Source organism: Rhizobium bangladeshense, from assembly GCF_001662075.1.
GTDB classification, from domain to species: Bacteria; Pseudomonadota; Alphaproteobacteria; order Rhizobiales; family Rhizobiaceae; genus Rhizobium; species Rhizobium bangladeshense_B.
The window spans coordinates 39,192-53,650 of sequence record NZ_LYPL01000003.1 but is presented as its reverse complement, the minus strand read 5'-3'; the positions used below and the strand labels follow the sequence as shown (position 1 = coordinate 53,650).

Sequence of the window (14,459 nt, the reverse complement as noted above, 5' to 3'; positions counted from 1 at the left end):
GGATGACCGACGCGAAACGGGAACATTGGGACGAGGTCTATCGCACGAAAGCGGCCGACAGCGTCAGCTGGTATCAGTCGACGCCGGGTCCTTCGTTGCATGTGCTCGAAGAGCTGCAACTGCCGGCCACGGCTTCGCTGATCGATGTGGGGGGCGGGGCATCGAGCCTTGTCGACCGTCTTGTCGAGCGCGGCTGGTCCGATCTTACCGTGCTCGATATCGCCGCGCCGGCGCTCGACGTCGCCAAGGCGCGGCTCGGGGACGAAGCCGTCAGAATCAGCTGGTTGGTTGGCGACGTCACCGCATGGAAACCTGAGCGCCGGTACGATGTGTGGCACGACCGTGCCGTTTTTCACTTCCTCACCGATCCCGGGCAGCGGCTCGCCTATCGCCATGCGCTCGAAGCCGGTACGGCGCCGGGCAGCATCATGATCATCGCGACTTTCGCGCCGGACGGGCCGGAGCGGTGCAGCGGCCTGCCGGTCCAGCGTTACGACGCGGCAGCGCTTGCGACCGAATTTTCCTCCGCCTTTGCGCTCGAAGGCGACTGGCGCGAGGAGCACACGACACCGGGCGGCGGCAGGCAGTCCTTTCAGTGGTGTGTCTTTCGCAGGCGGTGAGGCTTACTTCGCCGACGTCCGCTGTCCGACCTTGCCTCAGACAGTCCGGCCGGCGCGCGCCATGCCATGCTCCACCAGCCGGTCGATGACTTCGGCATAGCTGACGCCGCTTGCTGCCATCGCCTTGGAATACATGCTGATATCGGTGAAGCCGGGGATGGTGTTGAGCTCATTGATGACGAAGCGCATGTCCGGGGTCAGGAAGAAATCGACGCGCGCCATGCCGTCGCAGCCGACGGCCCGGAAGGCTTCTGCCGCTGCGTCGCGCATGGCGGCCTCGACCTCGGGCGGCAGCTCGGCCGGCACCTTCAGCGCTGCGCCGTTCTCGTCGATATATTTGGCATCATAATTGTAGAAGCCGTGGCTTTCGGCCGGGGCGATCTCGCCGGGGCGCGAAACGAAAAGCTTTCCAGCCGCATCCTCCAGCACGCTGAATTCGATCTCGCGGCCGGCAATGAATTCCTCGGCGAGCAGGGTGCGATCATGGCGGAAGGCCTCGGCGAGGGCGGGCGCGAATTCCTGGCTGGCATGGACCTTGGCGACGCCGACCGACGATCCCTGGCGCGCCGGCTTGATGAACAGCGGCAGGCCGAGTTCGCCTTCGAGCGCTGCGAGCGACGGAGTCGTCCCTTCATGGATGGTTACGGCGCGGGCGACCGGGAGGCCGGCCGCCCTGAGCAGCCGCTTGGCGATCTCTTTATCGAGCGCTGCGGCCGAACCGAGGATGCCGCAGCCTGCAAGCGGCACGCGCGCCACCTGCGCCACACCCTGTACCGATCCGTCTTCGCCATGGAGGCCGTGCAGCACGGGAAACAGCATGTCGATCGCCGCCAACTCATGCGGTGCGCCATTGGCGGGGATCGCCATCACCCGGCCGCAGCCGCCCGGCACGAGGCAGATTTCCGTGCCCGACGAAGGTGTCGCCAAGGCGCCGTCCACGAAACTGCTCGTGAGCCACCGACCCTCGCGGGTGATGAAAATCGGAAAGGCGTCATACTTTTCGGGCTTGAGCGCACCCATGACGTTGGTTGCCGAGAGCACGGACACCTCGTGCTCGGCCGAGCGGCCGCCGAAAAGCACGGCAATACGCAGCCTGTTGGGGGAAGGGGTCATGCAAGCCTCCGGAAGGATCAGGTTTTGAAAGGGTCAGGCGTCGACCGATATGCCGCGATTGGCGAAGAAGCGGTCGAAGACGGCAAGCGGCAGCGTTACATCGGCCTGGCTCGCCCCGTCATGGCCGGATGGATTGTGGAAGCGGACCGTTTCCTGCGAGGCTGCCGTCACCAGCACCAGATGGCCGCCCTTCGATGGCGGTTCGCGCTCCGGCCAGCGGATGGCCGAATGCACCGAGGCGATGAAGAACCGGCGCTTCGACAGAAGATCAGGAATGGCCGAGGTTTCGATGCCGGTTATCGTCTCGGCATCGAGCCCGAAACGCTCGGTTGCGAAGCGCACAAACGGCGCGTAGATCAGCCCCTTGATCGAGGCGTCGAACTCGTTGACGACATAACCGCCGTAGGCGGTGCAGGCACGGGCAAGTTCGAGGGTCGGACGGATTTCGCCACGGGCGGCAAGGATCATCTTCAGGCAGGCCATGCCGCAGACATTGACGGCCCAGCGTGCATATTCCTCAATGGTGCCGGCTCCCGAACCACGCCAGAGCGGATCGCTGAGCAGCGCTTGCGAGCCCTCGGCAAGTACCGGCAGCGTCATTCCGGGTGTTTCCCATTGGCTGAAATAGGGCACGCCGCTCTGCTGCATTCTGTCGATATCCCCGTGACTCGCTGTGACATGACGGGCAATCTTGGCTTTTTCGAGCCGATCCTGCTTACGAATCCTGGGGTAGGGTTCATACTCACGCCTATCTGCCGTTCTCCGGCCAGACCGGCTGGCTGATGCTTTGCAGCAGTTCCGGCTCGACGCCGTCGATGCGGGCGATGACGGCCTTGGCCATTTCGCGGCCGGCTTGGCGCACATCCTCCTGGGCGGTGATGATCTCGGGACGGATCCAGTTCAGGATCGGCACCGACTGCTTGGACACCATGTCGAGATCGCGCCCCAGCGCCTTGCCGGCGGCCTCGATGCCGGCGTTGACGGCGATCGCTGCACTGCCGGCCGAACAGACGATGCCGTCAGGGGCGTTCCCTGAGCGCATCATCACCTCGACGACGTCGCGGATATCGGCAAGCGGCGCGTCGGTGTTGATGCGCAGCGGCACTTCCTCGGCGCCGTAATCGTGCAGGCCGGTCTGAAAGCCGATCCGAATATGGGCGTAATAGGTGAGCTTGCTCGGCGGCTGCAGCAGGGCAATGCGCCGGCGGCCGCGTTTGACCAGCCGCTCCACCGCTTGATGGGCGAAGGCTTCGTTGTCGAAATCGTGGAAGGGATGCGTCAGGCCGGCGTCGGTGCGCCCATGCGTGGCGAAGGGCATGCCGCGCTCGGTCAGCAACCGCACGCGCGGATCGTCCGGCTCGATGCGCGAGATGATGACCCCGTCGGCCGAGCCGGTCTCAAGGATATAGCGCACCGGCAGCATTGGATCCTTGCTGTGGGAGTGCGGCGTGACGACGATATGATAGGGCGTTCCGGACAGCACTTCGGAGATGCCGAAGACCATCTGGCTCGAGAAGCCCATGATCTCCTCGTCGATACTGAGAACGAGGGCGATGACGTTGGTCTTGCCGGTGCGCAGGCGCACGCCCGCCCTGTTCGGCTGGTAGCCGAGCTGGCGGGCGACCATGCGCACTCGCTCCTTGGTTTCGGCCCCGATGTCAGGCGCGTCTTTCAGCGCACGCGACACCGTCGTCACGCCAAGGCCGGTCATGAAGGCGATCGTCTTCAATGTCGGGCGCTCGCGCGCCGCCGGCGTCGATGCTGCTTGCCCGAAATTTCCCTTGTTTTCCATCCCTGTAGGCCTGCCTCGCGCGAATTGGTGTCGCTTATAGAGGCTTTTTCAAGCGCCGTAAGCCCGCCGCCTGCCAAAATCGCGCCTCCCTGGGAATGCAATCTGTAACGATACAGTTGAAATGTCGAGGGCTTTTTCTTGTGTGCATTGCGGTAATATCCCCGCAGGTTGAATCCGTTATTTGTGCCCTGTTTTTCCGCAGTAGCGAAAAAGCCAATCCGAGCTGAAGATTGATTGGCTTTAAATAATCATTTTATTTCAGTAGGATAAATCGATTGTGCATGTGCGATATCGCTTTATAAAATCGCGATATGAGGCGGGTAACGCTGCAGCGGAAAACAGCTAGAAATAGCAATTCCGGCCTTCGTCGAAAAATTTGAGGGTGGGCAGTTGCGTGGTGAAATCGATTGATCTAAGTTTTTCCGGCAACGTTTCAGTGAGGGAGGAGAACCCATGAAAATCCGTATGATGGCGGCTGTGCTTGCCGCTTCAGTCGCGCTTCCGCTCGGCGCCGCCAGTGCCACCGATCTCGAAGTCACGCATTGGTGGACCTCAGGCGGCGAATCCGCCGCCGTCGCCGAGTTGGCAAAGGCTTTCGACGCCACCGGCAACCACTGGGTCGACGGCGCGATCGCCGGCTCCGGCGGTACCGCCCGTCCGATCATGATCAGCCGCATTACCGGCGGCGACCCGATGGGCGCCACCCAGTTCAACCACGGCCGTCAGGCCGAGGAACTCGTCCAGGCTGGTCTGATGCGCGATCTGACCGACGTCGCGACCGCGGAGAAGTGGAAGGACATCATTCGTCCGTCAAGCCTGCTCGATTCCTGCACCATCGACGGTAAAATCTATTGCGCTCCCGTCAACATCCACTCCTGGCAGTGGTTGTGGCTTTCGAACGCCGCCTTCAAGAAGGCCGGCGTCGAGGTGCCGAAGAACTGGGACGAATTCGTTGCCGCCGCCCCGGCTCTGGAAAAGGCCGGCATCCTTCCGCTCGCCGTCGGCGGTCAGCCGTGGCAGGCTGCAGGCGCCTTCGACGTGCTGATGGTGGCGATTGCCGGCAAGGATACCTTCAACAAGGTCTTTAAGGACAAGGATGCGGAAGCTGCCGCCGGCCCTGAAATCGCCAAGGTCTTCAAGGCCGCCGACGATGCGCGCCGTATGTCCAAGGGCACCAATGTCCAGGATTGGAACCAGGCCACCAACCTCGTCATCACGGGCAAGGCCGGCGGCCAGATCATGGGCGACTGGGCACAGGGCGAATTCGCGCTCGCCGGTCAGAAGGCCGGTACCGACTATACCTGCCTCCCGGGGCTCGGCGTAAATGAGATCATCTCAACCGGCGGCGATGCCTTTTACTTCCCGCTCCTGAAGGATGAGGAAAAATCCAAGGCGCAGGCCGTGCTCGCCAAGACCTTGCTCGATCCGAAGACTCAGGTGGCCTTCAACCTGAAGAAGGGTTCGCTTCCGGTTCGCAGCGACGTCGATCTCGCCGCTGCCAACGACTGCATGAAGAAGGGTCTCGATATCCTGTCGAAGGGCAACGTGATCCAGGGGACCGACCAGCTGCTTTCGGCCGACAGCCAGAAGCAGAAGGAAGACCTCTTCTCCGAGTTCTTCGCCAACCCGTCGATGACGCCGGAAGACGCCCAGAAGCGTTTCGCCGATATCATCGCTTCGGCTGACTGATCGATAGATTCGCTGCCTTCGGATCCGGCGCCGCAAGGGCCGGATCCTTCTCCGGACGGACGTTCGGCTGGCGGCATCTCTCCGGCCGCTCCCGGTAAAACGGGGGCAGGGATGGCAGATGGTGCCATGCCTTGCTGTCGCGGGCCGCAGTTGCGATTTGAGGAGAAGCGTTCATGACGGGTCAAGCGCAAGCCGGCCGGCCAATCAAGTTACTGCGCAATCTGAATGCCAAGATTGCGTCTATCCCGATGATCCTGACGGCGTTGGTGATCTTTGTCGGCGGTACATTCTGGACGGTCTTTTATTCCTTCACCAATTCCAAGCTCCTCCCGCGGTTGAGCTTCGTCGGCATCGATCAATATGAGCGCCTCTGGGCGGCACCCCGTTGGGTGACCGCGATCGAAAATCTGGCACTCTACGGCATCCTCTCGCTGATCTTCAGCCTGGTCATCGGTTTCGTGCTCGCCGCGCTGATGGATCAGAAGATCCGTTTTGAAAACACCTTCCGCACCATTTTTCTCTATCCGTTCGCGCTGTCCTTCATCGTGACGGGTCTTGTCTGGCAATGGGTCCTCAACCCGGATTTCGGCGTCCAGTCGGTGGTGCGCTCGCTCGGCTGGACGAGCTTCACCTTCAATCCGCTCTATACGCCCGAAATCGTCATCTACGGCATTCTGATCGCCGCACTCTGGCAGGGAACGGGTCTTGTCATGTGCCTGATGCTTGCTGGCCTGCGCGGCATCGACGAGGATATCTGGAAGGCCGCACGCGTCGACGGCATCCCGATGTGGAAGACCTATCTGCTGATCGTCATTCCGATGATGCGGCCTGTGTTCATCACGACGATTGTCATCATCGCCTCCGGCATCGTCAAAGTCTACGACCTCGTCGTGGCGCAGACTTCTGGCGGTCCCGGCATCTCCTCGGAAGTGCCGGCGAAATACGTCTATGACTACATGTTCCAGGCGCAGAACCTGGGCCAGGGCTTTGCCGCCTCGACGATGATGCTGCTCACGGTCGCGATCATTATCGTTCCGTGGGCCTACCTGGAATTCGGAGGAGGGCGCAAGCGTGGCTAATATCGGAACTCTCAACACCACGGCGGCGGGCATCGATGCCGTCTCAGGGAGACTCGGCGACGGACCGACCGGCCCAAAGCCGCGCCCGGCATTGTCGCCGCGCAACATCATGCTCTACGGTACGCTGACCATCGCGGCGCTCTACTATCTGCTGCCGCTCTACGTGATGGTGGTGACGTCGCTGAAGGGCATGCCGGAGATCCGTCTCGGCAACATCTTCTCACCGCCGATGGAAATCACCTTCGAGCCCTGGGTGAAAGCCTGGGCGGAGGCCTGCACGGGCTTGAACTGCGATGGCCTGTCGCGCGGCTTCTGGAATTCGGTGCGCATCACCGTGCCGTCGGTCATCATCTCGATTGCCATCGCCTCGGTGAACGGCTATGCGCTGGCAAACTGGCGCTTCAAGGGATCCGAGCTTTTCTTCTCGATCCTCATCATCGGGGCGTTCATTCCCTATCAGGTGATGATCTATCCGATCGTCATCATCCTGCGCGAAATCGGCATTTACGGTACGCTTACCGGCCTCGTCATCGTGCATTCGATCTTCGGCATGCCGATCCTGACGCTGCTTTTCCGCAACTACTTTGTGTCGCTGCCGGAAGAACTGTTCAAGGCGGCGCGTGTCGACGGGGCGGGTTTCTGGCAGATCTTCCTGAAGATCATGCTGCCGATGTCACTGCCGATCTTCGTCGTCGCGATGATCCTGCAGGTGACCGGCATCTGGAACGACTTCCTGTTTGGCGTCGTCTTTACCCGGCCGGATACCTATCCAATGACCGTGCAGCTCAACAATATCGTCAATTCCGTCCAGGGCGTGAAGGAATACAACGTCAACATGGCAGCGACGATCCTGACCGGCCTGGTGCCGCTGATCGTCTATTTCGTCTCCGGCCGGCTTTTCGTTCGCGGCATCGCCGCAGGCGCAGTGAAGGGGTGATCACATGAACATGAATTCTACTGTCTCCAATTCGAGCGTCTCGATCAGGGATCTGTCGCTGAACTTCGGATCGGTCAGCGTGCTGAAGGATCTCAACCTCGACATCAACGACGGCGAATTCCTTGTGCTGCTCGGCTCATCCGGCTGCGGCAAGTCAACCTTGCTCAATTGCATAGCCGGCCTGCTCGACGCCTCGGAAGGCCAGATCTTCATCAAGGGCAAGAACGTCACTTGGGAGGAGCCGAAGGACCGCGGCATCGGCATGGTCTTCCAGTCCTACGCGCTCTATCCGCAGATGACCGTCGAAAAGAATCTCTCTTTCGGTCTTCGCGTTGCCAAGGTGCCGCAGGCGGAGATCGACAAGCGCGTGGCGCGCGCCGCCGAGATCCTGCAGATCCAGCCGCTCTTGAAGCGCAAACCGGCCGAGCTTTCCGGCGGCCAGCGCCAACGCGTCGCCATCGGCCGGGCGCTGGTGCGCGATGTCGACGTCTTCCTGTTCGACGAGCCGCTGTCCAATCTCGACGCCAAGCTTCGCTCGGAGCTGCGCGTTGAGATCAAGCGCCTGCACCAGTCGCTGCAGAATACGATGATCTACGTCACCCACGACCAGATCGAGGCGCTGACGCTCGCCGACCGTATCGCCATCATGAAGAGCGGCATCATCCAGCAGCTCGACGATCCGACGACGATCTACAACCGGCCGCGCAACCTCTTTGTCGCCGGCTTCATCGGCTCGCCGTCGATGAATTTCCTGCGTGGCGAGCTGGTCAAGACGGGCGAGGGGATCGCCTTTACGGCCAACGGCGTCAACTTCTCGCTTGCCGCCTATGACGCCAACGAGGCACTGCAGCCCGGCCGCAAGGTGGTGCTCGGCGTTCGTCCCGAGCACATCAAGGTCAACGAGAACGCCGGCGGCGAAGAACATGACGCGACCGTCGATATCGAGGAGCCGATGGGCGCGGACAATCTCCTGTGGTTGAAACATGCGGGTCACACGATGTCGGTCCGCGTCAACGGCGCCCGCCGCTTCAATGTCGGCGCCAAGGTGAAGCTCAGTTTCGACATGACGGTCGCCTCGGTGTTCGATGCCGAGAGCGAGTTGCGTCTTTAGAAGGTTCTGTGGGTTGAGGCTACTAGCCGGGGCGAGTTTGACGAAAGGGCCAACCCCGCCCTCCGTCATCCTCGGGCTTGACCCGAGGATCCATGCCCGCTGCTGCAGGTGGATGCGGGTGTAGATCCTCGGGTCAAGCCCGAGGATGACGGAGAGCGGAGTGCCGATCAGGAGAAAAAGCACACGTCTCTGACGAACGACTAGGTGACGGCCACCGACCAGTGACATTTGCCCTTCCTTCAAGACCACAATCCTTTTTCGAAATCGGAATTGAAATCGTGACGCAGCAATCAACCAACATCAGCATCGGCCTTTCCGGTTCGTGGCAGCTGACCTCTGTCGATGGTGAGATCCGGACAGCGATCACGCTGCCGGGCGACGTGCATACGGCGCTTCACCTGGCCGGGCTGATTCCCGATCCCTATTTCGGCCGTAACGAGGAGAAGGTGCAGTGGGTTGCCCAGCGTGAATGGGCGGTCGAACGCAGCTTCACGCTGCATGAGGCCGAGGGCGACTGGTATCTCGATATCGACTATCTCGATACGGTTGCCTCCGTTTACGTCAACGGCTTCCTGGTGCTCGAAGCCGACAACAGCTTCCGGCGCTACCGGCCTGACGTCTCGAGCATGCTGAAATCCGGCGACAACGTCATCCGCATTGTCTTCGCCTCCAACCCCGCCGTTGGCGCCGAGCGGCAGAAGCAGCAACCCTTCTACATTCCCTACAGCACAGGCAATTCGCCGATCCCGGACGGCAATATGCTGCGCAAGCCGCAATGCCATTTCGGATGGGACTGGAATATCGCCATTGCGCCTTTCGGCCTTTACGGCACGATCGCGCTGAAGAAGCTAGAGACGGCACGCATCGAACATGTCGTCACCCGCCAGACGCATAACAGTGACGGTTCCGTTGACCTGACGGTGACGGCGAGCCTCTACGCGAAGCAGACCGGCGTCGCCCAGGTCTATTTCGATCTCGACGGCGAGCGCGTGCGCCTCGATGTCGGGGTCAAGGGCGAGACGATTGTCAACCATCTCTTCCACATCGACACGCCGCGCCTCTGGTGGCCGTCCGGCAGCGGCGAGCAGGCGCTCTATACGCTTTCGGTCGAACTATCCGACGAGGTGGTGACGAGGCAGATTGGTCTTCGCACCATAGAGCTGATCACCACCCCAGATGCGTCAGGCGCCCGTTTTGCCTTCAAGGTCAATGGCCGCGAGATCTTCTGCCGCGGCGCCAACTGGATTCCGGCCGATGCCCTCTATTCGCTCTCCTCGTCGGAGAAGACGGAAGACCTGCTGCAATCGGCGAAAGCCGCCAACATGAACATGATCCGAGTCTGGGGCGGCGGCTTCTACGAGCAGGAACATTTCTACAATCTCTGCGACCGGCTGGGCCTGATGGTCTGGCAGGACTTCATGTTCGCTTGCAACCTCTATCCCTCGACTGAAGACTTCCTCGAGAATGTGGCGATCGAAGTCGATTACCAGGTGCGCCGGCTTTCCTCCCATCCCTCGATCGCGCTCTGGTGCGGCGACAACGAGCTGGTCGGGGCGCTGACTTGGTTCGAGGAATCCAGGAAGGATCGCGACCGCTATCTCGTCTCCTACGACCGGCTCAACCGGACAATCGAGCAGGCAGTGAAGAAGGCGCTGCCCGGCGCGCTCTGGTGGCCATCGAGCCCGGCTTCCGGCTATCTCGATTTCGGCGATGCCTGGCATGCCGATGGCTCCGGTGACATGCATTACTGGTCGGTCTGGCACGAGAACAAGTCGTTCGACAATTACCGCTCGGTGCGGCCGCGCTTCTGTTCGGAATTCGGCTTCCAGTCTTATACCTCGCTGCCTGTCATCAGGACCTATGCCGAGGAGAAGGATATGAATATCGCTTCTCCCGTCATGGAGCTGCACCAGAAGAATGCCGGCGGCAACGAGCGCATCGCCGGGACGATGTTCCGCTATTTCCGCTTCCCCAAGGATTTCCCGAACTTCGTCTATCTCTCCCAGATCCAGCAGGGACTGGCGATCAAGACGGCGGTCGAATACTGGCGCTCGCTCAAACCCCATTGCATGGGCACGATCTACTGGCAGCTCAACGATACGTGGCCGGTCGCCTCGTGGTCGAGCCTCGATTATGGCGGGCGCTGGAAGGCGATGCATTATCTCGTCAAGCGCTTCTTCCAGCCGGTGGCAGTCGCCGCCATTCCTTCCGAGGACGGCAAGACGATCCGCTTCTCGCTGGTCAACGACACGCTTGCGGATGTCAGCGTCGATCTTTCGATCTCGTTGCTGACGATGAAGGGCGAGCGGAAGCACGTGAAAGACGTGCAGGCGGTCTGCTCGCCGGATGCGGCGGTGACAGCCGCGACCATCGATGTGTCCGATATTGCCGAGGGCACACTGCTTGCCTGGCGCTTCACCGCGTCGAACGGCATGGGCGGCGAGGGACACCACGTCAACGGTACCTATAAGGCGCTGGAGCTCGAGCCTTCGGGGCTGACGGTCACCCATGAATATATCGAGGCGAGCGGCGCCGTCGACATCAACGTCACCGCGAAGGGACTTGCGCTCTTCGTGATGATCGAGAGCGAGACAGGCGGCAAATATTCCGACAACGCCTTCGACCTTGCATCCGGCGAGAGCCGCCGCATTACCTTCACTCCGGCACAACCGCTTACGCGCGGCAAGTTGCCGGATTTCCGGTTCTACGACCTGCATTCCTGCCAATCTGCGGATTGATCCTTCCCAAGCATGGGCACGAGGCCCAAGGAGAATATGATGACGAAACTTAGTTACCAGCTCTACAGCGCGCGCAATTTCCAGCCTTATTCTGTGATTTTCGAGAAGCTCGGCAAGGCAGGTTATGCAGAAGTCGAGGGCTTCGGCGGCATCTATGCCGATCTCGACGATGCCGGCCTGAAGAACCTTCGCGCCGAACTCGACAAGAACGGCCTCGTCATGGCGAGCGGGCATTTCAGCCCCGATTTCCTGGAGAAGGAAGTTCAGAAGTCGCTCAACATCGCCAAGGTCCTCGGCATGGATTCGATCTATGCGCCGCATCTGGCCGCTGACCAACGCCCCTCCGATGCCGCCGGCTGGACTGCCTTCGGCAAGCGCCTGCAGGAGATGAGCAAGCCCTACAAGGACGCCGGCTACGAGTTCGGCTGGCACAACCATGATTTCGAGTTCGTCAAGCTCACCGATGGCTCGCTGCCGATCGAGCGCATCTTCGAAGGCGCGCCTGACATTTCCTGGGAAGCCGATATCGCATGGGTCATCCGCGGCGACGCCGATCCCTTCGCCTGGATCGAGAAGCTCGGCTCGCGCATCACCGCAGTTCACGTCAAGGACATTGCGCCGGCGGGCGAGGCGAAAGACGAAGACGGCTGGGCCGATGTCGGCCATGGCAAGGTCGAATGGGCCAAGCTGATTGCGGCGCTGCGCGGCACCAAGGCCAAGCACTTCGTCGTCGAACATGACAATCCTAATGACATCGACCGCAACATCAGCCGCTCGATTGCATCCTTCCAGACTTATTGAGGCACATCATGACCAGGGAACTTGGCGTCGGCATCATCGGATGCGGCAACATCTCCACAACCTATTTCTCGCTCGCACCGCTCTTCAAGGGGCTGAAGGTGCTGGCCTGCGCCGATATCAACGTGCAGGCCGCCGAGGCCCGCGCCAAGGAATATGGCGTGAAGGCCCAGACGATCGACGCGCTGCTCGCCAATGACGAGATCGATGTCGTCGTCAACCTCACCATTCCGGATGCGCATTTTCCGGTGTCGAAGGCGATCCTCGAAGCCGGAAAACACGTCTATTCGGAAAAACCGCTGGTGCTTTCGCTGGAGCAGGGCGAAGAGCTTCGCCGCATCGCCAAGGCGAAGAATCTCGCCGTTGGCTGCGCGCCGGACACCTTCCTCGGCGGCGCACACCAGCTTGCCCGCAAGTTCATCGATGACGGCGGCATCGGCCGGATAACGTCCGGCGCCTGCTATGTCATGAGCCCCGGCATGGAGATGTGGCACCCGAATCCGGATTTCTTCTTCCTGCCAGGCGGTGGCCCGATCCTCGATCTCGGCCCTTATTACATCGCCAACCTGATCAACCTGATCGGGCCCGTCAAACGCGTTGGCGCCATGACCTCGATGGCATCGCCGACGCGCACCATCACCAGTGAGCCGCGCAATGGCGAGATCATCCCGGTCAAAACGCCGACGACGATCCTGGCGCTGCTCGAATTCGTCAACGGCGCCACGGTGACCCTTTCGGCAAGCTGGGATGTCTGGTCGCATCGCCATGCCAACATGGAGCTCTATGGCACCGACGGTTCGCTCTACGTGCCGGACCCGAACTTCTTCGGCGGCACGGTCGAGGCAAGCGGCCGCGACAAGGACATCAAGCCGCTCGAGGCCTGGGAGCATCCCTTCGGCAAGATCAACCAGGAAAGCCCCAGCGGCTCGCGTGCCAATTACCGCACGGCCGGCCTTGCCGATATGGCGATGGCGTTGATCGAAGGCCGCGATGCACGCTGCTCGCTCGACCGCACGCTCCACGGGGTCGACGTCATGACCTCGATCCTGAAATCAGGCGAGGAGGGCCGTTTCATCGACCTCACCACGACCTGCACCCAGCCGGCAGCACTCGGCATTGAAGAGGCACAGGCGTTGTTGAAGTGATTGAGGACCTGCGCCGGTGCGCTTTGCCCGGCGCGCGTGCTCCCCGCTTTCGTTATCCCCGGGCTTGTCCCAGGGCTTGTTCCGAGGATCTACTGACAGGACGGCAGATCCTCGGGACAAGCCTGGACAAGCCCGAGGATGACGACGTTGGACGGCGGAGGCCCTTTCGCCGAAGAGGCGAGTACGCTGCCGAGAGCACGGCAGATGCTCGGCACAAGGCGGAGCATGACCGTGGAGATGATTTTAGCTTTCGGCCGCCGATCAGGACGGATACGAAAGGGAAGCAATTTTAGACAGGTTCAGGAGACCTTCATATGAGCTGGCAGCCGGCCGAAGACCGCTATTCGAAGATGAAGTATAACCGGGTCGGGCGTTCCGGCCTGAAGCTGCCGGCCGTTTCTCTCGGCCTCTGGCACAATTTCGGCGGCGACACGCCGCATGACCGCAAGATCGACATGTGCCGCACAGCCTTCGATCTCGGCATCACTCATTTCGATCTCGCCAACAATTACGGCCCGCCCCCCGGCAGCGCCGAGACCGCTTTCGGCGAGATCCTGCGCACCGAATTTTCCGGGCTTCGCGACCAGCTGATCATCTCCTCGAAGGCGGGTTACGACATGTGGCCGGGACCTTACGGCGAGTGGGGCAGCCGCAAGTACCTGATCGCCTCCTGCGACCAGAGCCTGAAGCGCATGGGCCTCGATTATGTCGACATCTTCTATTCGCATCGCTTCGACCCGGACACGCCGCTGGAAGAGACCTGCGGTGCGCTCGACCATATCGTCCGCTCCGGCCGGGCGCTGTATGTCGGCATCTCCTCCTACAATTCGCAGCGCACCCGCGAAGCGGCCGCGATTCTCAAGGATCTCGGCACGCCGTGCCTGATCCATCAGCCGAGCTATTCGATGCTCAACCGCTGGGTCGAGGACGACAGACTACTCGATACGCTCGACGAGGTCGGCATGGGTTCGATCGTGTTCTCGCCGCTGGCCCAGGGTATGCTGACGACGAAGTATCTCGGCGGCATTCCGGCCGACAGCCGCGCAGCCCAGAACCATTTCCTGAAGCGCGACTTCATTCGTCCCTCTATCATCGACAATATCGGCAAGCTCAACGGGATTGCCGAAAGGCGCGGCCAGACGCTGGCGCAGATGGCGATCGCCTGGGTCCTGCGTGGTGGACGCGTGACGTCGGCGCTGATCGGCGCCAGCCGCTCGTCACAGATCGTCGATTGCGTTGCCGCACTCAACAATCTCGAGTTCACAATAGGCGAGCTGAAGCAGATCGACGTCTACGCCAGGGAGGCGGATATTAACCTTTGGGCCGAGTCCGCAGAGTTGGAGTAGCATGGGCAGTGGGAGTTTGTGGCAGCATAGTCGCCCTAGACTCCCTCATTCCTGTGCTTGTCACAGGAATCCAGCTGCCGCGCGTCTGCGC

12 protein-coding genes are annotated in these 14,459 nt (G+C 61.3%); 9 read left to right on the top strand and 3 right to left on the bottom strand.

Annotation, left to right across the window (positions count from 1 at the left end; translation table 11 throughout):
• Window positions 1–2: 2 nt before the first annotated feature.
• Window positions 3–620 (top strand): class I SAM-dependent methyltransferase, encoded by a 618-nt coding sequence (locus A7X77_RS07790; RefSeq protein ID WP_064682397.1) that lies wholly within the window; start codon window positions 3–5, stop codon window positions 618–620.
• Between the two features lie 36 nt (window positions 621–656).
• Here A7X77_RS07790 and A7X77_RS07785 read toward each other — a convergent pair whose 3' ends face one another.
• The 3 genes from A7X77_RS07785 to A7X77_RS07775 all read right to left on the bottom strand — a co-directional run bounded on the left by A7X77_RS07785 (window position 657) and on the right by A7X77_RS07775 (window position 3,525).
• Window positions 657–1,733 (bottom strand): D-alanine--D-alanine ligase family protein, encoded by a 1,077-nt coding sequence (locus A7X77_RS07785; RefSeq protein WP_064682396.1) that lies wholly within the window; start codon window positions 1,731–1,733, stop codon window positions 657–659.
• 33 nt (window positions 1,734–1,766) lie between these two features.
• Entirely contained in the window at window positions 1,767–2,381 is a 615-nt protein-coding gene (locus tag A7X77_RS07780; protein WP_064682395.1) for a C39 family peptidase, read from the bottom strand.
• 100 nt (window positions 2,382–2,481) lie between these two features.
• Window positions 2,482–3,525, bottom strand: a complete 1,044-nt coding sequence (locus tag A7X77_RS07775; RefSeq protein WP_064682394.1) for a LacI family transcriptional regulator — start codon at window positions 3,523–3,525, stop codon at window positions 2,482–2,484.
• Between the two features lie 453 nt (window positions 3,526–3,978).
• On the opposite strand from A7X77_RS07775, the gene A7X77_RS07770 reads away from it, so the two are divergent.
• From A7X77_RS07770 to mgrA, 8 genes are all read left to right on the top strand, one after another.
• Window positions 3,979–5,214 (top strand): ABC transporter substrate-binding protein, encoded by a 1,236-nt coding sequence (locus tag A7X77_RS07770; protein ID WP_064682393.1) that lies wholly within the window; start codon window positions 3,979–3,981, stop codon window positions 5,212–5,214.
• Between the two features lie 173 nt (window positions 5,215–5,387).
• On the top strand, window positions 5,388–6,293 hold the full coding sequence (locus tag A7X77_RS07765) for a carbohydrate ABC transporter permease (protein ID WP_064682392.1): 906 nt from the start codon (window positions 5,388–5,390) through the stop codon (window positions 6,291–6,293).
• Window positions 6,286–7,230 carry a carbohydrate ABC transporter permease gene (locus A7X77_RS07760; protein WP_064682391.1) on the top strand — a complete coding sequence of 315 codons (945 nt, stop codon included), beginning with the start codon at window positions 6,286–6,288 and terminating at the stop codon, window positions 7,228–7,230. Before A7X77_RS07765 ends, A7X77_RS07760 begins: the two co-directional genes overlap by 8 nt.
• A gap of 4 nt (window positions 7,231–7,234) precedes the next feature.
• The gene (locus A7X77_RS07755) at window positions 7,235–8,341 is read left to right on the top strand and encodes an ABC transporter ATP-binding protein (protein ID WP_064682390.1); all 1,107 of its coding nucleotides are present in this window, start codon (window positions 7,235–7,237) and stop codon (window positions 8,339–8,341) included.
• A 278-nt stretch (window positions 8,342–8,619) separates the two neighbouring features.
• Window positions 8,620–11,079 (top strand): beta-mannosidase, encoded by a 2,460-nt coding sequence (locus tag A7X77_RS07750; protein ID WP_064682389.1) that lies wholly within the window; start codon window positions 8,620–8,622, stop codon window positions 11,077–11,079.
• Window positions 11,080–11,118: 39 nt separating this feature from the next.
• Entirely contained in the window at window positions 11,119–11,880 is a 762-nt protein-coding gene (locus A7X77_RS07745) for a sugar phosphate isomerase/epimerase family protein (RefSeq protein ID WP_064682388.1), read from the top strand.
• Window positions 11,881–11,888: 8 nt separating this feature from the next.
• Window positions 11,889–13,022, top strand: a complete 1,134-nt coding sequence (locus A7X77_RS07740; RefSeq protein ID WP_064682387.1) for a Gfo/Idh/MocA family protein — start codon at window positions 11,889–11,891, stop codon at window positions 13,020–13,022.
• A gap of 314 nt (window positions 13,023–13,336) precedes the next feature.
• Entirely contained in the window at window positions 13,337–14,368 is a 1,032-nt protein-coding gene (mgrA, locus tag A7X77_RS07735) for an L-glyceraldehyde 3-phosphate reductase (protein WP_064682386.1), read from the top strand.
• The last annotated feature ends 91 nt before the right edge of the window (window positions 14,369–14,459 follow it).